The sequence below is a fragment of the Cupriavidus sp. IK-TO18 genome, from assembly GCF_015549295.1.
Lineage (GTDB): Bacteria > Pseudomonadota > Gammaproteobacteria > Burkholderiales > Burkholderiaceae > Cupriavidus > Cupriavidus oxalaticus_A.
The window spans coordinates 1-23,177 of record NZ_JADGMP010000042.1 but is presented as its reverse complement, the minus strand read 5'-3'; the positions used below and the strand labels follow the sequence as shown (position 1 = coordinate 23,177).

The window sequence follows — 23,177 nt, the reverse complement described above, 5'->3', positions numbered from 1 at the left end:
CGCCATCCTGTTTAATATGGAACGAAACCCTTCGTTAAAGGTCGTTAAAGGTCCATCAATGCTTGAAGTGGAAGACTTGCGCATGCTGTGTGCGCTGGGCTCGTCACAATCGCTCGCCGCGGCGTCGAGACTGTTAAATCTGACTCCCCCTGCTGTTACGGTGCGTCTTCAGCGGATAGAAGAACGGATGGGGTTTCGCCTCGTCATTCGCGCCGCCAGAGGTATTTCACTCACCACCGAAGGCCAGCAGCTTGTTCAGGAAGCGATTGAAATCCTGGAGCGAATCGAGTCGATTCCCTCACGCGTCGCGGGCGATAACAGCGGTGTGAGCGGCCATTTGCGCGTTGTGGCGCCCTTCGGGTTTGGTCGCGTCTATGTCGCGCCGCTGGTTCGTGATTTGCATCGCTCGCACCCAAATCTTGCGATTTCCCTCATCCTGGCGGAAAGCCCACTCGCGGCAGCCTCGGGCGCCGACGCGGTCGTGTCGATCGGCAACGTCAAGGGGTCTTCCTGGATAGGTCATTACCTCGCCCCGAACGACCGGTTCCTGTGCGCGAGTCCGGCCCTTGCCCTTCGGCTGTCGAAACTCGATCATCCATCCCAACTCACACAGTACGAATTTCTGACATTGCGCGAGAACGACGAATACGTCACCCGCCTGCGTTTCACTCAACAGGAAACTGGGGCAAAGCGTGGGCGCAAAGTCGTTACGATCCGGCTGGATAGCACATTATCGTCAAACGACGGCACCGTGGTCAGGGACTGGGCGATGGACGGCCTGGGCATTGTGGAGCGCTCGGAATGGGATGCCGCACCGTTGATCGCCGAGGGTAAGCTGAAGCGACTGTTGCCCGCTTGGCGGCTAGAACCTGCGCCAGTGATGGCCCTGACGCCGACGCGTCAGGGCTTAACAGTCCGCCAACGCTTGTTTCTCGATGCGGCCAAGCGGGCCTTCAGCCCTGCACCTTGGCGCAAATGACGTCACGTTTTAATCAACAGAAGACCGCAAGCGCCTCCTAAAGTTGGCCGTCCTGGTAGGGAGTGTCGCCAACTACGCATCGCGCCGGCGACCACTACGTCGGCACCAGCGCGAGATTTTTATGGGCAGTGCGGATTTCATTAATCCCAGTCCGGCCTTCCGGTTGCAATAATTCGCAGCGGATACCCCCGTTGCTCAAGCGGCTTGCGCAATACGATCCGGCTGGAAAATTTTTCGATCCCGATATCGTCTTTCAACAACTGCTCCATGAGCGCCTGAAAATAAGCGATATTAGGTGCGATGACTTTCAGAAGGTAATCGTAACCGCCACTGACGTTGTAGCATTCGACGATTTCGTGGTACTTCCCAACCCCTGCTTCAAATTTGCGGAAGTCTTGGGGCCGATGGCTGCTGATAGTGACCTCGGAAAACACGATTACGTGGCTGCCCAGCTTCTCCAGTGCGACCTCCGCACGGTAGCCACGGATAACGCCGGTCTCCTGAAGCCGTTTCGTGCGGAGAAGACATGGGCTTTCACTGAGGCCAATGGCTGCGGCCAGGTCGACATTCGAACAGCGTCCCTCGCGCTGAAGATGCACAAGAATCTTGATGTCAAACTGGTCGAGGGAAGCTGAAGCTCGCATGAGTCGATACTACCGTCAGTGTCGGCCCTAGTTACCTCCGTTTTGCCGATTGCACTGTGTTAGCGCTTCGTCGAGCGTTTCGATGACGATGCCGGCTTGTTCCGAGGATAGCACCAGTGGCGGTCGAATCTTGAGAACATTGTGCCCCATCGCACAGGCGCTGAGCAAGACTCCCTTGTCGCGCATTCGATTGACTACCCGGGTGGTGAGCTCGCGATCGGGCGTTCGCGATGCGCGGTCCGAGACAAGTTCCACACCGACGAACAGGCCCACGCCACGCACGTCACCAATGGCCTCGTGTCGGCTGGCGAGATCGGCGATGCCGTTACGCAGGATGTTGCCTACCCTGGCGGCATGCTGCACCAGGCTTTCCTTCTCGATCGTATCCAAGACTGCCAGCGCAGCCGCACACGATACGGTATTGCCGGCGAATGTGTTGAAGTATCTTGAGTTCTTTCCGAATTCTGCCAGCGCGTCAGCGGTGGCCAGCAGTCCCGCGACAGGTTGTCCATTGCCCATCGGCTTGCCGAGGGTGACGATGTCGGGGATGACACGGTGACGCTGAAAGCCCCACATATGCTCGCCGGTCCGGCCGAAGCCTGGCTGGACCTCGTCGGCGATGAAAAGGCCGCCAGCCCGCTTGATCGCGTCGACCGCGCCCTTCAAAAAGCCCGCTGGTTCAGGAAGGATGCCGTCGCTCGTGAACAGGGAATCGACAATCAGTGCCGCAGGCTTGATGCCGTGACGCCGAAGATCGGCGATCGCCGCCTCGACATCGCGCGTGAAGCGTTCTGAGAGGTCAGCACCCTCAGCATGATAGAGACGCGGTGCTGGAACCAGGCGAACGTGGGCGCCGAGATCGACTGTCACGCCGAGTGATGGCGAGAATTGCGACACTGCGTCGGTAAAGCCATGATAGGCGGTTTCGGTCACGATCACGCCCGTGCCACCGGTGCGCACCTTTGCGATGCGATAGGCAAGGTCGTTTGCCTCGCTGCCCGTGCAGGTCAACATGAGATGGGCAAGGTTAGTCTCAGGCACGCTCGCGAGCAGGCGTTCGGCGAGCTCAAGAATCGTGTCGTGCAGATAGCGGGTGTTGGTCGCCAGCGTCTGCACTTGCCTGCATATCGCCTCGGTCACCGCGGGGTGACAATGTCCAAGTGACGCGACGTTGTTGTAAACGTCGAGGTAACGGCGACCTTCCGGATCGATCAGCCACACGCCTTCGCCGCGCACGATGTGAAGCGGATGCTCGTACATCAGCCTATATGCCGGGCCGAGCAATGCATCGCGCCGATCGATCATCGCCGCAGTGACAGGTCCCACGTTGGCACGTCCGGGGATATAGGCGTTGACCATGTTGAGGTCAGTGGTACTTTTCATTCACTTATCCTTTTCGTACTTCGGTTAGTAGTCGGTCGCGCGCCTCATTGCGGGAAAGAGCGGCCATCTGAGAGAGCGCTTCCCATGCTGCGGGATTGTGGCGCATGATGTAGGCCCGGTTCTCGGGGTAGCGCGCGGCGCGCCATTCCGAAATCAGCGCTGTGATCAGGTGGCGTGTCGCCATGAGATCAGTGATGATCTCTTGCTCGATTTCGGTAAGCGGCAGCGTCGCGTGATAGGCCCCGACGAACTGCGCAGGCCCCTCGAAGGGATCGGGGTTGCCAGTCATATGAAAGGCCGCCGCCGTAGCGACCTCGCCGACCAGCGGCGCATGAAGCATGTCGCCGAAGTCGATAATCCCCAAAATGCGTTCATGATCGTCGGGTGCGACCAGAACGTTGTAGAGATGGTAGTCGTTGTGGATTACCTGCGCCCTCACCGAGGCGAGACGCGGCAGGACATGGTCGGTGAAGCGCGACATGAACGACTCAGCGAGCGCGCGACGCGGGGCGTCCACGATGCCATCGAGCTTGGCTCTCAGCCGGTGCGCCGCCGAAACATTCCAGAGCAGATTGTGCATCGCGGAAGGATGCGTGAAATCGCGCAACGCGAGGTTTAGCTTGGCGAGCACTGTCCCCATGGCCCGACGCTGTGCGGCGGTCCGGGGAGTCTCCCGAATCTGGACGCCGTCGAGATAGGTAAGCATCCGCACGGTGGTTTGAAGCCCATCGGCCAATGCCACAGTGTCGCGCGTACGTCCGCTAAGCGTCCGCACGACTCGGGGCACTGGCTGGTCGGGCGATACACGCGCGATGTGTTCCAGCGCAGCGATCTGGAAATCGACCACTGAAACCGGCTCGGATGGATTGCTGATCTTGACAACGTAACGAGTGCCGTCCGCCGTCTCTATGCAACAATTCTGGTCTCGTTCACCGGCCAATGATTTGACACTGCCATCGATACCGTAGAGACGATTGACCAAGGCTCCCACTTCGTCTAGAACAAGGCTGGGCGCCGCTGTGCTCAACGCCGCTGCCGTAATCGGGCGATTCTCCGGCATCCTGCGTCTCATTTCACCATCGCGGTGGGAAGCAGGCATTCAAGTCCAAGCAAACCGGGAAGTTGGCGAACATCGGTCAACCTGTTGACACCATAGCTATCGGAGGTGGGCTCGTGGCCCCGATCGATGAACGCTTTGGCCATGAATCCCAGATCGGACGCCGTCATGAGGTCATAACGAAAGCTCGACGAGACGTGCATCATCTGGTCTGGTCCGCAACCGAGTTGATCGAACATATATTCGAACATCTGGGCCCGCGGTTTGTAGGCGCCTGCTTCCTCGGCGGTGTAAACGGCGTGGAAGGGCGCCTTGAGGTGCGCGACGCTATGCGGAATCAAATCGACCATCGAATTCGAGAGAATCACCAGCGGGATGTGCGGAGCAATTGCCTCAAGCACCTCAACTACGTTCGGATGGGGCTGCCAAGTTGGGACCGCGTCGTACAAGGCGACCGCATCAGATGAGCGATATTCAACGCCGTGTGCCTGGCACGCCCGTTGAATGGAATTTTCAATAACGTCAAAGAAAGGTTTCCACTCGCCTAATACTTCATCGAGGCGGTAAAATCGGAAGCTGTCAAGAAATGCCTGCATCCGATCAGTCGGAACGCGATCTTCGAAAATCTTCTTGGCTGTCGGCCCCATTTCGAAGTTAATGAGAGTACCGTAACAATCGAAGCTGATGAATTTCGGTTTGTATATCATTTGGGTGATTCTCTGCAGGTGGACAAGTACAAATAAGTTTATTGGTATCAGTGCTAAGGAGATGCTTTTTTGCGGAGAGAACCAGGCAGTTTCCACTTGAATCTCGAGCACGCCTGATATTTCCTACGTCGAGCGTTCAGATCCAACTTTGTCGGGCGGCTCATTAAGGCAGGGCCTGAGGACAGGGGCATATTGAGTCTCTTGCGACACTGCGAGACCGGCGCAAACATGTCATGCCGCGAACGAAGGCCGCTCGCGCAGCAGCCCAGTTCCCTTGGTGGTTTTCTGCACAGCTTCCAATCTCCCGATCAGCCTCTGGAAACTTGCGAGACGCCTGTCCTGTGGTCTCTAATGACTGTTGTCGGGCCAGGTGGTCAGAGGGGATATGCGCTGCATCAAGTGCGGATTCGATAACCCCGCAGGCGGGCGCTTCTGCGAGGCGTGCGGAGAGAGCCTTGCGCGAATCTGCCCGCAATGCGGCCATGAGTCGGGGGCCGCGGCGAAATTCTGCGGCCTTTGCGGGGTGCTGCTGCCTGACGGCCCTACCGGTCAGCACCGTGGGGCTGCGCCCGCTTTCTATACGCCGGCGCACCTGGCCGAGCGCATTCTCGCCGAACAGGCGGCGATGGAAGCAAGGGGGCAAACCGCTGGCGAACGCAAGACCATTACCGCGCTGTTTGCGGATATCGCCGGCTCGACGGCATTGATTCAGGACCTGGATCCCGAGGATGCCCGCGGATTGATCGACCCCGTCGTGGCCATGATGATGGAGGCGGTTCACCACTATGAGGGATACGTTGCCAAATCGCTTGGCGATGGCATCCTGGCGCTTTTTGGTGCGCCCATCGCGCATGAGGACCACCCCATTCGAGCGCTCTACGCAGCACTCCGGATGCAGGCTGCGATACGCCGTCATAATGAAAAGACGCCTGTAGCGAGGGGCATGCAGCTGCGGATCCGGGTTGGCGTCCATACCGGCGAAGTGGTAGTGCGGGCGATCCGGAAGGATGATCTGCGCACTGACTACGATCCGGTGGGCCACACCATCCATATCGCGTCACGGATGGAAGGCATTGCAATGCCCTCATCGATCACTGTCAGCGAAGCCACACATCGGCTGACGGAGGGCTACTTTGAGTTTCGGACCCTCGGGACGGCATCGGTAAAGGGTATTCAGCAACCGCTTGCCGTTTACGAAGTTGTTGGCCCCGGCATGTTGCGCACGCGGCTGCAAGTCGCGGCGCATCGCGGGTTGTCGCGTTTTGTCGGCCGCCAGGCTGAATTGCAGTGCATGCAGGAGGCGCTGGAGTCGGCAAGGCTTGGCCAGGGACGCGTCCTTGGCGTATCAGGCGAGGCAGGCGTCGGCAAGTCGCGCCTGTTTCACGAATTCCGGACGCGTGCGCAACAGGGCTGCAAGGTGCTCGAAACCTTCTCGGTCTCGCATGGCAAGGCGTTTCCCTATCTGCCATTGATCGACCTGATCAGGGCGTACTTCGATATTGCCGCCCAGGATGACGACCGTCAGATTCGCGAGAAGATCACTGCCAGGCTGATCGCGATCGCCTGTGCCCCGGACGACGTTCTTCCCTATCTGCTCTATCTGCTTGGTATCAAGGATCCGGCGTCGACGCTTCCGATGATGGAGGCTTCGGTACGGCGCCAACGAACTTTCGATGCGCTGGTACGGCTGCTTGTGCGCGAGAGCGAGATCCAGCCGCTGATGGTGCTGTTCGATGATCTTCAATGGCTCGACAGTGAATCAGAGGCCTTTCTCGGTATCCTGGCTGATCATGTGCCCCGGGCAAGCATGCTGCTGCTCGTCAATTACCGCCCCGAATACGCGCATGACGGGGGCATGCAATGCCACGTCAAGCTGAAGCTGGAGCCCCTGGGCCAGGCCGATGCGCAAGGCTTCCTTAGCGCGATGTTGGGTGACCATCCTTCGCTCGAGCCACTGAAGCGCGAAATCCAGTTGAAGACCGAAGGCAATCCCTTCTTCATGGAGGAGGTCGTCACAACCCTCATCGAGGAGAACGTCCTGCACGGAGAACGGGGTAACTTCCGGCTGGACGACCGTGTCGTGTCACTGCATATGCCTACCACCGTGCAAGGCGTGCTTGCCGCCCGCATCGACCGCCTGCCGCCGGCTCAAAAGGAATTGCTGCAGACGCTCGCTATCATCGGCAAGGAATTTGCCTTGAGCCTGGTCCGGCACGTCACGGCGCTGGCGGACAGTGCTCTCCATGCGATGCTCGCCGATCTTCAGGCCGGAGATTTCATTTACGAGCGCCCGGCGTTTCCGGAGGTGGAGTATGTGTTCAAGCACGCGCTGACGCAGGAAGTTGCCGCCAGTTCGCTGCTGAGTGACAGGCGCAGCGCGCTACACGAGCGCACCGCCCAAGCCCTGGAAACGCTGTTCCCCGGCAGCCTGATGGATTACTGCAGCGAACTGGCACACCACTACAGCCGAAGTGGCAATACCCGCAAGGCGATCGAATACCTCGGTCTTGCCGGGCAGCACGCCGCGCAGCATTCCGCGCAGCGCGAGGCAATGCGCCATCTCAATGCGGCGCTCGACTTGCTTAAGACGCTGCCAGAGAACCCCGAGCGCGCACGTGACGAACTGGGCCTGCTGCTGAACCTCGGCATTGCATGCATCACGGCACGGGGCCATGGGGCACCGGAAGTCGAGACAATCTACACGCGGGCGCTGACTTTGTGCGAGCAAGGAGCGGAGACGCCGCAGCGTTTTTCCGCCCAATTGGGGCTCTGGTCCTTCTATCTGTTGCGCGGCAAGCTCTTGACGGCACAATCCCTGGCTGAAGGCCTGCACCAACTCGCCGAAGACAGTGGAGACTCGGAGCAGCGGGCGGAGGCGCAGCGCGTGCTGGGCGTTACACGGTTCCGGCGCGGCGATATCCGAATGGCCCGTACATACCTGGAGCAAGCGCTGGCGCTGCACCGTCCCGACCAGCACGCCTATGGCCACCTGCTGCGCTACGCGCGGAACCCGGCGGTCCACATGCGCAGCTCGCTGAGCTGGGTGCTCTGGTACCTCGGCCTGCCGCAGCAAGCTCTGAACCGAAGCGAGGAGGCGCTCGCGCTGGCACGCCGGGCCGCCGATCCGTTCGGCCTGGCCGTGAGCCTCATCTTCGCGGCCGAGCTGCACCAGCGCCGTTGTGATGCGCAACGTGTGCTGGAGTGCGCGAAGGCGGCTATCGCACTATCAGAAGAGCATGGGTTCCAGCTGTACCGAAGCTGGGGATCGATACTGCGTGGTTGGGCACTGGCCGCAACGGGCAAGGCTGAAGCAGGGATTGACCTGATGCGCCGCGGCTTCGATGATCTGGAGGACGCCGGCGCGGTATTGGGACGGCCCTCACTGCTGGGACTGCTGGCGGATGCGTATCGACGCTCCGCGCAAGACGAGCCTGCGCTGCGTGTGCTGGCCGAGGCCCTGGCCCTGGCAGGGCACACCGGAGAACGCTTTGACGAGCCTGCGTTGCTCCGGCTCAAGGGCGAGGTCCTGGTGCAGAAGAGGGGTCCGCGAGGTGCTTCGTCATCCAAGGCAGACCGCGAAGCCGAGGCGTGTTTCACCACGGCGATGGAACTGGCCCGTGGGGAGGGTGCCAGTTCCATCGAGCTTCGATGTGCGATAAGCCTTGCCGAGCTTTGGCATCGTCAGGGCAAGGACGACGCGGCGCGGCTGTTGCTGGCGCGCGTGAGCGGCCTCTGCACGGAGGACACGGATTCCGCTGACCGGCATCGGGAAAGACAATTGCGTGAAGAGTTGTCCTGAGGCCGGCTACGCGAGCCCTATGCCTGCCCGGTCAGGCCGATGCGTTCCACGACGCTGGCAATGGCTTCACCCATCTCGGTGGTGGAGGCATTACCGCCCAGGTCTGCAGTGCGAGGGCCGTGAATCAGGACGTGCTCGATGGCAGCAAGAATGGCGTCGTGCGCTTTCCTTCCGGCATCGTTGTCCGTGTCGAGGAAGTCGAGCATCATGGCGCCTGACCAGATCATGCCGATGGGGTTGGCAATGTTCTTGCCATAGATATCGGGGGCCGAGCCATGCACCGGCTCGAACAGCGAAGGGAACGTGCGCTCGGGATTCAGGTTGGCCGAAGGCGCCAGTCCCAGCGTACCGGTGCAGGCCGGACCCAGGTCGGACAGGATATCGCCAAACAGGTTGGACGCCACCACCACATCGAAGCGCTGCGGCTGCAACACGAAGCGGGCGCACAGGATGTCGATGTGCTGCTTTTCCCAGCCGACATCCGGATATTCGTCCGCGATGGCGGATGCCCGGCGGTCCCACCACGGCATGCTGATGGCAATGCCGTTGCTCTTGGTCGCCACGGTAACGCGCTTGCGCGGCCGCTGACGGGCCAGGTCGAATGCGAAGCGCAGCGCGCGGTCCGTCCCATGCCGTGAGAAGACGGACTGCTGCATGACGACTTCGCGTTCGGTACCTTCATACATCACGCCGCCGACCGACGAGTATTCGCCCTCGGTATTCTCGCGCACGATGATCGTGTCGATATCGCCCGGCTTCCTGCCGGCCAGTGGGCACGGTACGCCCTCGAACAGGCGGGCGGGGCGCAGGTTGATGTACTGGTCGAACTCGCGGCGGAACTTCAGCAGCGAGCCCCACAACGAGATATGGTCCGGCACGATATCGGGCCAGCCCACTGCGCCGAAGTAGATGGCATCCATGCCCGCCAGTTGCGCTTTCCAGTCATCCGGCAGCATCTTTCCGGTGGCCGCGTAGTAATCACAACTTGCCCACTCGACATGGGTGAAGTTCAGGTCAATGCCAAAGCGGCTTGCGGCGGCACGGAGTACGCGCAAGCCTTCTGGCATGACTTCCTTGCCAATGCCATCGCCCGGGATCACGGCGATATTGTATGTCTGGGTCGTCATGACGAGTCCTGTGAAGTAACGAAACAGCGCCATGGTCGCTACCAGGGCCGCGAGTAGTGACCGAAATTGTAGTGGTTGGATTTCGACGGCACATTGCGTATACCGGGTGGGCGGCAGAAGGAAATCCCGTATTCATCGCCATGCCCGGCATGCTGTGCGTGGCGGCGGCTGCATGCCGGCCGGCATGTGGTCCCATGGACGACATTGCCCCGCTGTCAGAACCGGTACCGCAGTCCGGCGACAAACTGGCGCCCCAGTCCCGGCACTACGGCGAGGTTGCCCCACGAGGCGGGATAGTAGGTCTTGTCGAACACGTTGTGAACGTCCAGGAAAAGGCGCGTGCGGCGATCGAGCTGCCAGTACGTGACAAGCTTCACGGTGGCGTAGGCGGGCAGCGAGTACGTGTCGGTGGCATTTCCGGATCGGTTGCCGACGTAGACGATGCCGGTGCCGATACCATAGCGGCCGCCGAACTTCGGCATGGCATCTTCACGAATGGCGAGCAGACTCGCACTGATCCTCGGGATATTGGCCAGCCGGGTGCCGGGCGCGATGGCATTGTCCTCGGTGACCCTGGCGTTCACCAGTGCAAGACTGCCGCTGATGCGCCAGTGCTCGTCCAGGTTGCCGAATGCATCGACCTCCAGCCCGCGGCTCGCGGCCTGGCCCGTGGCGATGTTGAAGTTGGGATTGGTGGGGCTGCGCGTCAGGACGTTGTGCTTGCGGATGTCGAAGAGGGCAAGGGTTGCCCCTAGCCGTTCGTCGTGGGACTGCCACTTCAGCCCTGCCTCCACCGAGCGGGCGTACTGCGGATCAAAGGCGTTGCCGGCCTCATCCACGCCGCTGTTCGGACGGAACGATTTTCCGAAGGACACGTACGCGGAAAACTGCGCGGTCGGGAGCCACGTCAGCCCGATCCGGGGCGACACGGCACTCTGGCGCTGTCGGGTCGCTGCCGCGGAAAGGAGGTTGTCCACTGACTGGTGGTAGTTATCGAACCTGACGCCGGCAAGCAGCTTCCAACGCTCGTCGATCGACACCTCGTCCTGCAGATAGACGCCCAGGTTGCGCTGGTTTTCGCGCGTCGATATGCCTGGCGAGACCGCCGGCTTCGCTTGCCCGTACACCGGCTCATAGATGTCGATCGCATACGCGTTGGCCGCGAGGCTGGAGTGGGCGATATCCATGCCCATGAACAGGCGGGAGGCTTCGATGCCGAGAAGCATGCGGTGGCCCAGGCCAGCCATATGGAAGTTGCCCTCCACCTCTGCGCGGGCAGACGTGTCGCGGGAGGGCAATGTCCGCAGGCTGTTGCGACGCGTGAGCGTACGGCCATCGGCGAGCAGACTGCCAAACTCCGCGGCGTATCCCTCGAAGCCCGATTCCTTGTAGCTCGCCCCGATCCGCGTGCGCCAGGCCGCAGAAAGCTGCCGCTCGAATGTCAGCTGGTGCGTGTCGCTGGAAAGATGAAGGTTGGGGTCGCTGGGCTCCTGCAGGTAGCGGTCGCGGGGAAGCGTGATTTGTCCGTTCACATTGACGAGGCCACGGTCGAGCGGCGTACGCAACCGCAGGAACTCTCCTTCGTATTGCAGCAGGGTGCGGTCGTCCGGCGCCCATGCCAATGCAGGCGCCACGAGGTACTTGTGGCCGTCGATCAGGGAGCTGCGGCTGGCGCTGTCCTCGGCCATGATGTTGAAGCGATAGGCCAGCGTCTTGCTCAGGGGGCCGGTGGTATCGGCGGTGGCGCGCCGGAACCCGAGCGTCCCGGCACTCAGTTCCGCCGAGGTCGCGGGCGCGAACCTTGGCTTCTTAGTGACGATATTGATGGAGCCGCCCGGTTCACTGCTGCCGTAAAGCGCCGCGGCCGGGCCTTTCAGGAATTCAAAGCGCTCGACCGTGGCGGCGTCGCGCATGGGGTTGTATCCACGCGAGCCGGGAAAACCGTTGACCAGATATCCCATCTCCGTGCTGCTGAAGCCGCGGATGGCATAGTTGTCCCAGGTCCCGCCAAAGTCATTGAGGCGCGCGATTCCGCTGACATAGTCGACGGTGTCCGAAAGCCGTGTCGCGCGCAGGTCGTCAATGAGCTCGGAGGTAACCACGCGCACTGACTGCGGGATTTCACGCAGCGGCGTTTCAGTTCGCGTGGCGCCAGCGGCTTCGGCAGCAACGTACCCGCTGCCGCCTGCATTGGCGCTGACGCGCACTTCGGGAAGATCGGCCGTCGACGCAAGCCCCGGCGCTTCGGCAAGCGCCCCATCGGATAGCGGGAACAGGAACAGGCTGACGTGACAGGCATGGCGCGCGATGCGCCTGGCGCGTGGCGGAAATGATGGCATGAGCGTGGCATGAGTAACTGCAGGGCCGGAATTTAGCCGCGCAGATGATAGAGATTCTCATTCACCTACTCTCTGACCGGGAATCAAGCGGCATGCCGGATTGCGTGCTACCGGGGAAAGCCGGCTCAGGACGCCGAACAATCTGTTCACCTGGACTGGCAAAACGCAATTCAATGCGGCGCGGCACGCTGCGATCGGCACCATCGTTGGCGAGAGTGCTCTTAAGCTGGCAACGATGCAGCACGCGTGGCGCTGCTGAACCTTTTACCTTTCTGCATTCAGTAACACCGGAGCGCACCGATGGACCTCTGGGATCTTGAAGTCCTGTCCAACCATCCCATTCCTCGCCAGATTCAGCCTTCCAATGGAGCGGGGGCCGGCTCATGAGGTGGAACCAGATCGCAGAACCCGTGGCCGACTTGCTGCCGGACCTGATTGCGCTGCGCCGGGACCTGCACGCCAATCCCGAACTTGGCTACGAGGAGCACCGCACGGCAGGCATCGTGGCGCAGGCATTGCGCATGCTGGGTCTCACGGTGCACGAGGGGATCGGCGGCACGGGCGTGGTGGGCACGCTGCGCGCCGGCAAGGGAAAGCGCAGCGTAGGCCTGCGCGCGGATATGGACGCATTGCCAATGGTGGAACTGGGCCGCCCGGCTTATGTCAGCCACGCGCCCGGCAAGCATCACGGCTGTGGCCACGACGGCCATACCAGCATGCTTGTGGGCGCCGCGCGTCAGCTTGCGCGCAGCGGTATCGATGGCACGGTGCATTTCATCTTCCAGCCGGCAGAGGAAGGCAAGGGGGGCGCCCGCCGCATGATCGCTGAGGGCCTGTTCGAGCGATTTCCTTGCGACAGCGTCTATGCCCTGCACAACTGGCCGGACTTGCCGCTCGGCCATGCCCAGACCTTGCCTGGCGCCATCATGGCGGCGGCGGATCGGTTCGATATCGTGGTGCGCGGGCGTGGGGGCCATGCCGCGCAGCCGCACCACACCGCAGACGCCATCCTGGCCGCAAGCCAGCTCGTGTCGCAATTGCACACGATCGTGGCGCGTCGCATTGATCCTGCCGAATCCGCCGTGTTGTCCGTCACGCGTATCGAAGGCGGGCACAGCCACAACGTATTACCGGCCGAAGTGCGGATAACCGGCACGGTGCGAAGCTTCGATATGGAAGCCCAGAGCCGGATCGAGACTGCATTGCGTGCGATGGCGCATGGCGTGGCAACGGCGAGCGGAACCGAGGTCGAAGTGCATTACGACCGCTATTACCCGGCCACGGTGAACAGCCCGCAGGAAGCGGCACTGGCCGTTGACGCGGCCCGTGCCATCGGGCTGGAGGCGCGCATGGCCCCGCGTGCTGCATTCACTTCCGAGGATTTTGCCTTCATGCTGCAGCAAAAGCCTGGCGCCTACCTTTGGCTGGGACAGGGACGTGCCGATCCCGGGCCCGATGGAGAGCGACCGTTGCACCACCCTTGCTATGACTTCAACGACGACGCGCTGCCCCTGGGCGTGCGCTGGTTCTGCGAAGTTGCCCGCCGCTCGCTGGCTCCAGACTGACGCGGCTAACTACCCTATCGACACTGGATCATTCATGAGCATCGTTATCATTCGCCAATCGGCGACCGCCGAAGGTTTCCAACAACAGGGCACGCCTGCCCGCCCTCTGACCCAGCCGCCCTGCGAGCTCAGCGGCATCGACATCGACCTCGAGGGCGCCGGCGAGAGCCATGCCGGTCTCTGGGAATGTACGCCGGGCCGGTTCGAGCGCCAGATTGCGAACGCCGAGGTCATGCACATCCTCGCCGGCGCTTGCACGTTCACCCCAACGGACGGGGAGGCGCAGCAGATCCGTGCAGGTGACACACTCTTTTTTCCCGCCAACACGACCGGCGAATGGCACGTGACGGAAATGCTGCGCAAGGTATTCGTGGTGTTGTCGGCCTGAACGAAACGAAATCTACCCATGGTGGCGCGGCGCAGGCTGCTATTGCTCAGGCTGTCAGGCCGTTGACCGCTCGGATCGGCAGGTCCTGTCCGCTTTCCTTCGACCCATCACATAAGCCTCATCATGACCACAGCTACGCCCACGCGCCAGGAGAAGGATCTACTGGGTACGCGAGCTCTTGATCACACCTTGTACTACGGCGTGCAGACGCTGCGCGCAAAGGAAAACTTCCATCTTTCCGGCCGTTGCATCGGCGAGTACCCGGACTTCATCAAGGCGTTGGCTATCGTCAAGCATGCGGCCGCCAATGCCAACCATCGGCTCGGCCTGCTGGACGCCGCCAAGCACGGCGCCATTGCCAAGGCGTGCGCGGAAGTCTTGGATGGGGCGTTCCACGATGCCTTCGTCGTTGACATGATCCAGGGCGGTGCCGGAACCTCCACGAACATGAACGCCAATGAGGTGCTGGCGAACCGCGCGTTGGAGCACCTGGGCGAGCAGAAGGGCAGCTACGGCCGGCTGCACCCCAACAACGATGTCAATCTGTCGCAATCGACCAATGATGCATATCCGACGGCCATTCGGGTCGGACTGCTCCTGGCTCATCTGCCGCTGCTGGAAAACCTGGGCCACCTTGCGGCCACGCTGGCCAACAAGGCACAACAGTTTGGCGGCATCCTGAAGATGGGGCGTACCCAACTCCAGGACGCAGTTCCCATGACGCTTGGACAGGAATTCCAGGCCATGGCCGATACCGTCTCGGCCGACCTTGAGCAACTGCGTACGCTCATTCCCGCGACGCTGTGCGCCGTCAATCTCGGCGGTACGGCGATCGGCACCGGCATCAATGCGGACCCGCGCTATCAGGCCATTGCAATCGAAGAGCTGGCTGCGCTGTCCGGGTTTCCTGTTCGCGCCGCGCCCAACTTGATCGCCGCGACCTCGGACATGGGCGACTTCGTGCTGCTATCGGGTCTCGTCAAGAAGACGGCACTCCGTCTGTCGAAGATCAGCAATGACCTGCGCCTGCTTTCAAGCGGCCCGCGGACCGGCATCGCGGAAATCAATCTGCCTGCGCGCCAGCCCGGCAGCTCGATCATGCCGGGCAAAGTCAACCCGGTCATTCCGGAAGCGATGAACCAGGTCGCTTATGAGATCGCCGGCAACGATGCCGCGCTGACCCTGGCGGCCGAAGCGGGTCAATTGCAGCTCAACGCGATGGAGCCGCTCATCGCCTACAAGCTCTACGACTCCATTCGGCTATTGTCGCGCGCCGTGCGCATGCTGGACCATGAATGCATCGAAGGGATTACCGCCAACCCCGAGCAATGCTCCGCGCTGGTCCAGCGTTCGATCGGTATTGTGACAGCGCTGAATCCGTATATCGGATATGAGAACGCTACGCGAATCGCGCGCCTCGCGCAGGAAACCGGTCGAACCGTGGTAGAGCTGGTTCAGTCGGAACAGCTCGTGAGCAATGCGCTTCTGGCGGAGATTCTACGGCCGGAGAATATGGTGGCGCCCCGTAGCGCATTGACGAGCTAAGCAAAGCCATGCGGAGCCGCGATTCGCCGGCTCCGCCACGACGCATTCCGATCGGGCGTATCAGCTGCGGCACAGCATGCTGCCGCAGCTTATGGAACGTAGGCTCGGTCAGCCGCTGACCTGGAGGGCCTCAGCGCTGGCAAAGCGTCCGACGGCATAAGGTTCGAGCGGGATCGAGGTCTGGCCGGTGGCGATGAGCTCGGCCATGGTCTCGCCCACACCAGGGCCGATGGCGAAGCCCTCGCCGTTGAAGCCGAAGGCGTAGTGCAGTCCGGGCACCGTGGCGCTGGGCCCCATCACCGGCTGCCAGTCGGAGGTGTAGCCTTCGATGCCGCTCCAGACGCGGATCAGCTGCACGTGCTCGAAGGCCGGCACGAAGCGGCGCAGCTCGCGGAGCTGTCGCAGCACGTTGTCGGGCCTGACGTAAGCGCGAATGCGGTCGATATGCGCCGGTCCCTTGAGCCCGCCGCCGAAGACGATATTGCCGCGCGAGATCTGGCGGAAGTACAGGCCCTCGTATTCGATCGGCGACGAGATGCCGATGGAGGGGCCGATCGCATAGGGCAGCGGCTCGGTCACGCCCATTTGCGGGCCCCGTGCTTCCATCGGCACGGCTTCGCCGAACTGCGCGGCGATGCGGTTGGACCAGGCGCCGCACGCCACCAGCAGCTGCGGCGCGCGAAAGCGCCGGCCGTCGGCGGTGTGGGCAACGAAGCCATCGGGGTTGCGCTCGACCTGCATCACCTCGGCATGCTCGACGATGTGCGCGCCGGCCCGGCGGGCGGCGCGCGCGAAAGCGGGGCCGGCCAGGCGCGGGTTGGCATGGCCATCCTGCGGCGAATACGAGCCCGCCACGATGGCGGGCGCAAAGATGCCCCAGCGCTGGCGCAGCTGCCCGGCGGTGTAGAGCTGCAGGTCAAGGCCGAGCGGCTTCACGTCGTGCGCATGCTGCTCGAGCACGGCGGCCTGCTGTTCGGTGTAACACACGCGCAGATGGCCGTATGGGACGAACTCGAGATCCTCGCCCAGCAGTTCCCTGACGCGGCCCCAGACGGCGCGCGCGCGGTTGGCCAGCGGCATCTGGTGCAGCGCGCGGCCCTGGCGGCGCACATTGCCGAAGTTGGTGCCGCTGGCCTGGCGGCCGACCAGCTCGCGCTCGAGCAGGATCACCGAGAGGCCGCGCTGGCGCAGGAAGAAGGCGGTGGTGGTGCCCATCAGGCCGCCGCCGAGGATCAGCACATCGGCGTCCTGGTTCTGGGTTGCCGTGCTGCTCATGCCTTCACCTCGCTGGTATTCATCATCAATGGCTTGACCGGTGCCTGCGAGCGCAGGCGACCGACTTGTTCGACCGGGATGGCGCAGCGCTGCGCCACGATCTCGGCCGCGGCATGGCCGCAGAAGCGGCCCTGGCAGCGGCCCATGCCGACACGGCTGAAGGCCTTGGCGCGGTTCAGTTCCTGGCTGTCGAGCTCGGTCACGCAGCGGCGCAGCTCGCCCACCGTCACGGCCTCGCAGCGGCACACCACTGTGTCATCGGGCAGAGCGGCGGCCTGCGCGTGCGGCCACGGGAAGGCGCGCGCCAGCCCCTGGCGGAAGCGGTCCATCTTGCCGAGTGTGCGGCGCAGGGCGGCGGACTCGGCGGTGTACAGCTCGCGCCCGCGCGCGTGGCCGAGGTCGGCCAGCGCCGCCAGCGCGGCGAGCCGGCCCGCGGCTTCGGCGCCATCGGCACCGAGGATGCGGGCGCCATCGCCGGCGAGGTAGACGCCGCGGGTGCTGCTGCGCCCGTCCTGGTCGATGCGCGGCAGCCACTGGCGGCTCACGGGCTCGAAGGCGAACTCGCAGCGCGCGAGGTCGGCCAGCTGCGTCTCGGCACGCAGATGCCAGCCCAGGCCGACGGCGTCGCAGGCAAAGCGCTGCTCGCGCCCACTCGCATCGCGCGCGGTGACGCCCTGCACGCCAAGGCTGTCATCGCCGTCGATGGCCAGCGGCGTCACGCCCTGCAGCACCGGCACGCCGGCTGCGCGCAGGGCGCGGATCAGGCCGAGGCCGCGCAGGGCCAGGCGCGGACGCGCCAGCAGCCCGGCGATGGCGGCCCACGACCTGGTGGCGGGCGCGGTGTCGAGCACCGCGGCCACGCGCGCGCCGGCCTGCACGTACTGGTTGGCCACCAGGTAAAGCAGCGGCCCGCTGCCGAGGAAGACGACTTGCGAGCCGATGGCGCACGCCTGCGCCTTGAGCGCGATCTGCGAGGCGCCGAGGCTGTAGCAGCCGGCGCGGTGCCAGCCGGGCACCGGCATGAGGCGATCGGTCGCGCCGGCGCACACCAGCAGCGCATCGAAGGGCAAGGTCTTCGGTTCGCCGTCGCGCACGACGTGCAGCTCGCCTTCGGTCAGGTTCCACGCGAGCGTGTCGGGGCGATAGTCGATGCGGTCGCGCAACGCGTCGAAGTCGCGGTGCAGGGCCTGGGCCTTGTGGGCCTCGCTGCCATAGAGCTTGGCGTAGGAGCGCTTGAAGCCCTCGGGCTGGCGGCGATAGATCTGGCCGCCGTCGCGGCGGCCCTCGTCGACCACCGTGGGGCGCAGTCCGGCCTGGACCAGCGCCTGGGCCGCGCGCACGCCGGCGGGGCCGGTTCCGACCACGACGATGCGTGGCGATGCGGACAGGGCGCTCATGCGGCGGCTCCCTGGCGGTGGCGGGCGAGCGATTCCTGCAGGTCGGGCGTGGCCGGCCAGTGCTGTGCGGGCGGCCGGGTCAGCACCTCCATGCCGGCCTCGGCCGGGGTGGAGCAGGCGCGCAGGCGCTGGCCGGCGGGCGTCCAGACCCAGCAGTCCTGGCAGGCGCCCATCAGGCAGAAGCCGGCGCGCGGGCCGTCGCCGAACTCGCTGTCGCGCACGCGCCGGCCGTTCATCAGCAACGCGACCAGCAAGGTGTCGCCGGCCAGCGCGGTGGCGCTGTGGCCGTCGATGCGCAGGGTGATAGTGGGGCGATCGGACTCTGCCAGGCGCATAAAGCGAGGCGGCGGAGAATGGGAGGTGTCGGGCATGGCGTTGATCCGGTAACGGCGGTTATGGCGCGGCGGCTGTCATGTCGTTGCCGCGCGGACGTCGGACCGGGACAGCGCGTCGTCGGTCAATCATCATTGCTGCATGACGGCAGGCTTCCATGCGTGCGTGGCGAAAACGGCGGGAAGCTTTCACAAGCTTAGGGCTGCAGTCGCATGGCATGGTGCTGCATTTGCGGAACGCACGAATGACGCTGCTGTTATCTCCGCCATGACAGCAGATTGTTCGGTGTTGGATTGGACGGTTGTGAGCCGCCTCGCATCGATCGATGCGGCTGGAGCGCCATATCAGGCTTGTTTTCCATGTCGTCGTGCCGGGCCGCGCCTCAGGGTTTCTCCGGGGATTGGAAGATTCGTTCGCGTGGGGGGGCAGCTTTGAAATTCGATGCGGTGGCGCAGACCGCAACAGGGACAAATTCTGAGGCTTCGCGTCTAGCATGGAAGCCATGAATCAACCACGGTGCCAACCCCAGGCGCCCTACATCCCGTGCAAGTATTCGATCCCCAGACGATCCCTGTGCCCGCGGGCCATTTCATCGGTGGCCGCCTAGTGACCGACGCAGGCCGGATCCCGGTGCGCCGACCCTCCGACAACCGGGTGCATGCCGAGCTGCCGCTGGCCGATGCTGCCACGGTCGATGCCGCGGTGCAAGACGCGTGGCGGGCGTGGCGCACCAGTGACTGGGCGCGCCGTGCACCGCGCGAGCGGGCCCGCGTGCTGCGCCGCTGGGCGGACCTGATCGAAGCCGACGTGCGGGGACTTGCGCCTCTCGAAGCGGTGTGCTCGACACGGCCGGTCCGCGATGCCGGTGCCTGGGACGTGCCATTCACGGCCGAGGGCCTGCGCTTCTTTGCCGAATACGCGGACAAGCTTGGTGGAGACGTAGCCGCCACCCGGCCCGACCATCTGGGCATGGTGGTGGCCGAGCCGTACGGGGTCGTTGGCGCCATTACGCCGTGGAATTTCCCGCTGGTGATGGTGTCGTGGAAGGTTGGCGCAGCACTTGCCGCAGGCAATGCGGTCGTGCTGAAGCCGTCGGAACTGACGCCGTTCTCGGCGGTGAGGCTGGCGGAACTCGCTATCGAAGCTGGTGTGCCGCCGGGCATGTTCAACGTGGTCCAGGGCGACGGACAAACCACCGGCGATGCGCTCACGCGCCACCCGCTGGTTGCCAAAATGACCTTCACGGGATCGACGCGCACCGGGGCGTCGATCATGGCTGCTTGCGCGGTGCATGGGCCCAAGCCCGTGACCTTGGAGTTGGGCGGAAAAAGCCCGCAACTGGTATTCGACGATGCACCCGACCTGGACCGGCTGGCCGGCATTATCGCCGGGGCCATTACCGGAAATGCCGGGCAAGTGTGCGTCGCCGGTTCGCGCCTGATTGTGCAGCGGGGCGTCGCCAAGGCGCTGGTCGAGCGCATCGTGGCGCGCTTCGCAGCCCTGCGCCCGGGTGCGACCTGGGACGACGCAACCACGCTGGCACCCATCATCTCGGCAGGGCAGGCGTCGCGCATCCTGGACATCGTCGAGCGGTCCAGGCAGACCGGCGCGGAATTGCGCTGCGGCGGCGGCCTGTTCGACGGTGGCCCGGGCGGCGCGTACTTCCAGCCCACGCTGATCTCCGGTGTGGCCGCAGACAACGCTGCCGTGCAGGAGGAGATATTCGGCCCCGTGCTGACCGTGCAGACCTTCGGCGATGAAGAAGAAGGCCTGGAGCTGGCCGGGCACGCGAACTACGGCCTCGCCGCGGGCGTGCATACGGCGGACATCGGGCGGGCGTTACGGGCGATGCGCGGCATCTCGGCCGGCACGGTATGGATCAACCGTTATGGGCGCAGCGCCGACTTTGTGATTCCGACCGGAGGCTACCACCAGTCGGGCATCGGCAAGGATCTTGGCCGGCAGGCGGTCGAGGCGAACCTGCGCTTCAAGAGCGTGCTGATCGATTTTTCCGAGCCGCGGTAGCCATGCATGCCGGCAGGACAGGGGCCTGTGGACGCACAGCCGCGGTGCAGGCCGCACGACCTGCCGTCGCAACTTAAATAACCGCATTTTCGCCGCGTGACGCGGCTGAATTTCCCAATAACCGTAAAGAGCTCGCATGCTCTAATCCCCCGCAATCACGCTGTCATCTGCGGCGGTCAACGCGCAGTTCCACCCCGGTCGAGGACCGGTAACCCCTGAGGATCAGAAAACATGACCTTCCGACCCAAGTACGTGACTTTTGACTGCTATGGCACGCTCACGCGATTCCGCATGGGCGAGATGACGCGCGAGCTGTTCGCCGATCGGATTGCCCCTGAGCAAATGGAGCAATTCATCGCCGACTTCAGCGCCTATCGCTTCGACGAGGTGCTGGGCGACTGGCAGCCGTATGAAGTGGTGCTGAAGAACGCCGTGCGCCGCCTGTGCAAGAAGTGGAAGATCCAGTACCTGGACAGCGATGGCCAGTCGTACTACGACGCGGTGCCGACCTGGGGCCCGCACGAAGATGTACCGGCGGGCCTGGCCAAGGTGGCCAAGGAGATTCCGCTGGTGATCCTGTCGAACGCCTCGGACGACCAGATCCAGAAGAACGTGGCGAAGCTGGGCGCGCCGTTCCACCGCGTCTACACAGCGCAGCAGGCGCAGGCCTACAAGCCGCGGCTGAAGGCCTTCGAGTACATGCTGGACTCGCTGGGCTGCAATCCTGAAGACGTGCTGCACGTGTCGTCGAGCCTGCGCTACGACCTGATGTCGGCCGATGACCTCGGCATCGTGAACAAGGTGTTCGTGAATCGCGGCCACGGCCCGGGCAACGCGGCTTACCGCTACACCGAGATCCAGGACATCGGTGGCCTGCCTGCCGTCGTTGGTCTCTGAAAACCCTCAGCGGACCCTCCCGTACATCACTATGAAGCTCGATTCCTATTGGAAAGATTCAGTGCCTCCGCTGGCTCTGAATGCGTACGATCTGCCGCCCCAGGTCGATGTCGCCATCGTCGGCGGCGGCTTCACCGGGCTGTCGGCAGCGCTGGCGCTGGCCAGGCGGGGCGCGAGCGTCGTGGTGCTTGAGGCGGGGTCCACCGTTGCGCCGGAGGCTTCCGGGCGCAACGGCGGACATGTCAACAATGGCCTTGCGGTGGATTACGCCGACGTTGCTGCCAGGGTTGGCGCGCAGCGGGCCCGTGACTGGTACCACGCCTACGACGATGCGGTCGACACGGTGGCGCGCATCATCCGCGACGAGGGCATCGCTTGCGACTTCGAGCGCAACGGCAAGCTCAAGCTCGCGACCCGTGCGCATCAGATGGATGCGCTGCGCCGCAGCGCGGACAGGCTTATCGCCGATGGCGTGGATACCGATGTGGAAATACTCGACGCGCACCGCGTGCGTGCCGAGGTCCAGAGCGAACGCTTCCACGGCGGCCTGCTCTACAAACGCAGCGGCCAGATGCATATGGGCCGCTTTGCCCAAGGCCTGGCCGTGGCCGCGCAGCGCCATGGCGCACAGATTCATACCGGCACGTGTGTACAGCGCGTTGAGCGCATGCATGGCCAGGTACACCGCCTGCACACCACGCGCGGCACCGTGCTGGCCCGGCAGGTGCTGCTTGCCACCGGCGCGACGCGCCATGGCGGCTATGGCAGCTTTGGCTGGCTGCGCCGGCGCATCGTGCCGATCGGCAGCTTTATCGTGACCACGGAGCCGCTGGGGGCAGAGCGCGCCACTGCACTGCTGGCCAAGCGCCGCACCTACGTCACGGTGGCAAACATCCACCATTATTTCCGTCTCACCCCCGACCAGCGGCTGGTCTTCGGCGGCAGGGCGCGCTTTGCAGTTTCCAGTCCGCAGCAGGACGCCGCCAGCGGCGAAATCCTGCGTGCCGGCCTCGCCGAAATCTTTCCTCAGCTGGCCGATGTCCGGCTGGACTATTGCTGGGGCGGGCTGGTTGACATGACCCAGGACCGCCTGCCACATGCCGGCGAGCGTGACGGTCTCTTCTATTCGATGGGTTACAGCGGCCACGGCACTCAAATGTCCGTCTACATGGGTGAGCGCATGGCTGCTGTGATGGCCGGCGACGCAGCCGCCAACCCATGGCGCGAGCGCGAATGGCCCGCCATTCCCGGACACTTCGGCGCGCCATGGTTCTTGCCCGCCGTTGGCCTGTACTACCAGCTCAAGGATCGGCTGGCTTAAGCCATACCAACCGATCCTGTATTCAACAACGCGACTTGCATGCCTTTCCTAATCGATACACAGGAGTACAACCATGAGCGATAGCCGTAACCAGTTGGAAAACTTTGTCGGTCCCGGTGAAAGCCTTTGCATGATGGAAGCGCTCAAAGGCGGCGCCACCCGGCGCGATGTCCTGAAGATGCTGCTGGCGGGGGGCATGCAGGCCACGCTGGCCGGCGGCCTGGCCGGCGCGGCGCTCGACGCGCATGCGCAGACCCCCAAGCGCGGCGGGCGCATCCGCGTGGCGGTGGGCACGGCAGCCGCCTCCGATACGCTCGATCCGGCGAAGCAATCGAATCAGAACGACTATGTGCGCTGCAACATGGTGTACAACGGACTGACTTCGCTGGACCGAAG

17 protein-coding genes and 1 pseudogene are annotated in these 23,177 nt (G+C 63.6%); 9 read left to right on the top strand and 9 right to left on the bottom strand.

Annotation, left to right across the window (positions count from 1 at the left end):
* Positions 1–58 precede the first annotated feature (58 nt).
* A complete protein-coding gene (locus tag IPF36_RS30215; RefSeq protein WP_195431861.1) occupies positions 59–979 on the top strand; it encodes a LysR family transcriptional regulator in 921 nt (306 codons plus the stop codon).
* Positions 980–1,119: 140 nt separating this feature from the next.
* Here IPF36_RS30215 and IPF36_RS30210 read toward each other — a convergent pair whose 3' ends face one another.
* The 4 genes from IPF36_RS30210 to IPF36_RS30195 are packed head-to-tail and all read right to left on the bottom strand — an operon-like array spanning position 1,120 to position 4,770.
* Positions 1,120–1,623, bottom strand: a complete 504-nt coding sequence (locus tag IPF36_RS30210; RefSeq protein WP_133092916.1) for an Lrp/AsnC family transcriptional regulator — start codon at positions 1,621–1,623, stop codon at positions 1,120–1,122.
* A 27-nt stretch (positions 1,624–1,650) separates the two neighbouring features.
* Positions 1,651–3,006 carry an aspartate aminotransferase family protein gene (locus tag IPF36_RS30205; protein ID WP_195431859.1) on the bottom strand — a complete coding sequence of 452 codons (1,356 nt, stop codon included), beginning with the start codon at positions 3,004–3,006 and terminating at the stop codon, positions 1,651–1,653.
* A gap of 4 nt (positions 3,007–3,010) precedes the next feature.
* Entirely contained in the window at positions 3,011–4,066 is a 1,056-nt protein-coding gene (locus tag IPF36_RS30200; RefSeq protein WP_195431857.1) for a phosphotransferase, read from the bottom strand.
* An 8-nt stretch (positions 4,067–4,074) separates the two neighbouring features.
* Positions 4,075–4,770 carry a haloacid dehalogenase type II gene (locus IPF36_RS30195; protein ID WP_133093005.1) on the bottom strand — a complete coding sequence of 232 codons (696 nt, stop codon included), beginning with the start codon at positions 4,768–4,770 and terminating at the stop codon, positions 4,075–4,077.
* A 385-nt stretch (positions 4,771–5,155) separates the two neighbouring features.
* On the opposite strand from IPF36_RS30195, the gene IPF36_RS30190 reads away from it, so the two are divergent.
* On the top strand, positions 5,156–8,569 hold the full coding sequence (locus IPF36_RS30190) for an adenylate/guanylate cyclase domain-containing protein (protein ID WP_195431855.1): 3,414 nt from the start codon (positions 5,156–5,158) through the stop codon (positions 8,567–8,569).
* A gap of 17 nt (positions 8,570–8,586) precedes the next feature.
* Here the strand turns inward: IPF36_RS30190 and IPF36_RS30185 are convergent, their stop codons facing one another.
* Together IPF36_RS30185 and IPF36_RS30180 are read right to left on the bottom strand one after the other, a co-directional pair.
* Positions 8,587–9,696 (bottom strand): tartrate dehydrogenase, encoded by a 1,110-nt coding sequence (locus IPF36_RS30185; RefSeq protein WP_133092912.1) that lies wholly within the window; start codon positions 9,694–9,696, stop codon positions 8,587–8,589.
* 215 nt (positions 9,697–9,911) lie between these two features.
* Positions 9,912–12,035, bottom strand: coding sequence for a TonB-dependent siderophore receptor (locus tag IPF36_RS30180; RefSeq protein WP_195431853.1), 2,124 nt, complete (start codon positions 12,033–12,035; stop codon positions 9,912–9,914).
* A gap of 383 nt (positions 12,036–12,418) precedes the next feature.
* Between IPF36_RS30180 and IPF36_RS30175 the strand changes: the two genes are divergently transcribed.
* The 3 genes from IPF36_RS30175 to IPF36_RS30165 all read left to right on the top strand — a co-directional run bounded on the left by IPF36_RS30175 (position 12,419) and on the right by IPF36_RS30165 (position 15,533).
* Positions 12,419–13,600 carry an amidohydrolase gene (locus IPF36_RS30175; RefSeq protein ID WP_133092910.1) on the top strand — a complete coding sequence of 394 codons (1,182 nt, stop codon included), beginning with the start codon at positions 12,419–12,421 and terminating at the stop codon, positions 13,598–13,600.
* Positions 13,601–13,634: 34 nt separating this feature from the next.
* Positions 13,635–13,988 carry a cupin domain-containing protein gene (locus IPF36_RS30170; RefSeq protein ID WP_133092909.1) on the top strand — a complete coding sequence of 118 codons (354 nt, stop codon included), beginning with the start codon at positions 13,635–13,637 and terminating at the stop codon, positions 13,986–13,988.
* Positions 13,989–14,111: 123 nt separating this feature from the next.
* Entirely contained in the window at positions 14,112–15,533 is a 1,422-nt protein-coding gene (locus IPF36_RS30165) for an aspartate ammonia-lyase (protein ID WP_195431851.1), read from the top strand.
* A 108-nt stretch (positions 15,534–15,641) separates the two neighbouring features.
* On the opposite strand, the gene IPF36_RS30160 is transcribed toward IPF36_RS30165, so the two are convergent.
* Genes IPF36_RS30160 through IPF36_RS30150 form a run of 3 tightly spaced genes read right to left on the bottom strand, consistent with a single transcriptional unit; the run spans position 15,642 to position 18,576 of the window.
* Positions 15,642–16,808: an FAD-binding oxidoreductase gene (locus tag IPF36_RS30160; protein WP_133092907.1), complete on the bottom strand. Its 1,167-nt coding sequence runs from the start codon at positions 16,806–16,808 to the stop codon at positions 15,642–15,644.
* A complete protein-coding gene (locus IPF36_RS30155) occupies positions 16,805–18,205 on the bottom strand; it encodes an NAD(P)/FAD-dependent oxidoreductase (RefSeq protein WP_133092906.1) in 1,401 nt (466 codons plus the stop codon). Before IPF36_RS30155 ends, IPF36_RS30160 begins: the two co-directional genes overlap by 4 nt.
* Entirely contained in the window at positions 18,202–18,576 is a 375-nt protein-coding gene (locus tag IPF36_RS30150; protein WP_133092905.1) for a (2Fe-2S)-binding protein, read from the bottom strand. Before IPF36_RS30150 ends, IPF36_RS30155 begins: the two co-directional genes overlap by 4 nt.
* A 505-nt stretch (positions 18,577–19,081) precedes the next feature.
* Here IPF36_RS30150 and IPF36_RS30145 point away from each other — a divergent pair.
* The 4 genes and pseudogenes from IPF36_RS30145 to IPF36_RS30130 form a co-directional block, all read left to right on the top strand.
* Positions 19,082–20,563, top strand: a complete 1,482-nt coding sequence (locus IPF36_RS30145; protein ID WP_195431850.1) for an aldehyde dehydrogenase family protein — start codon at positions 19,082–19,084, stop codon at positions 20,561–20,563.
* A gap of 231 nt (positions 20,564–20,794) precedes the next feature.
* Positions 20,795–21,460, top strand: coding sequence for a haloacid dehalogenase type II (locus IPF36_RS30140; RefSeq protein ID WP_133092903.1), 666 nt, complete (start codon positions 20,795–20,797; stop codon positions 21,458–21,460).
* Between the two features lie 31 nt (positions 21,461–21,491).
* Complete coding sequence (locus IPF36_RS30135) at positions 21,492–22,781, top strand: FAD-binding oxidoreductase (RefSeq protein WP_133092902.1); 1,290 nt, start codon at positions 21,492–21,494, stop codon at positions 22,779–22,781.
* 73 nt (positions 22,782–22,854) lie between these two features.
* Positions 22,855–23,177: pseudogene (locus IPF36_RS30130) on the top strand (ABC transporter substrate-binding protein); the annotation flags it as partial.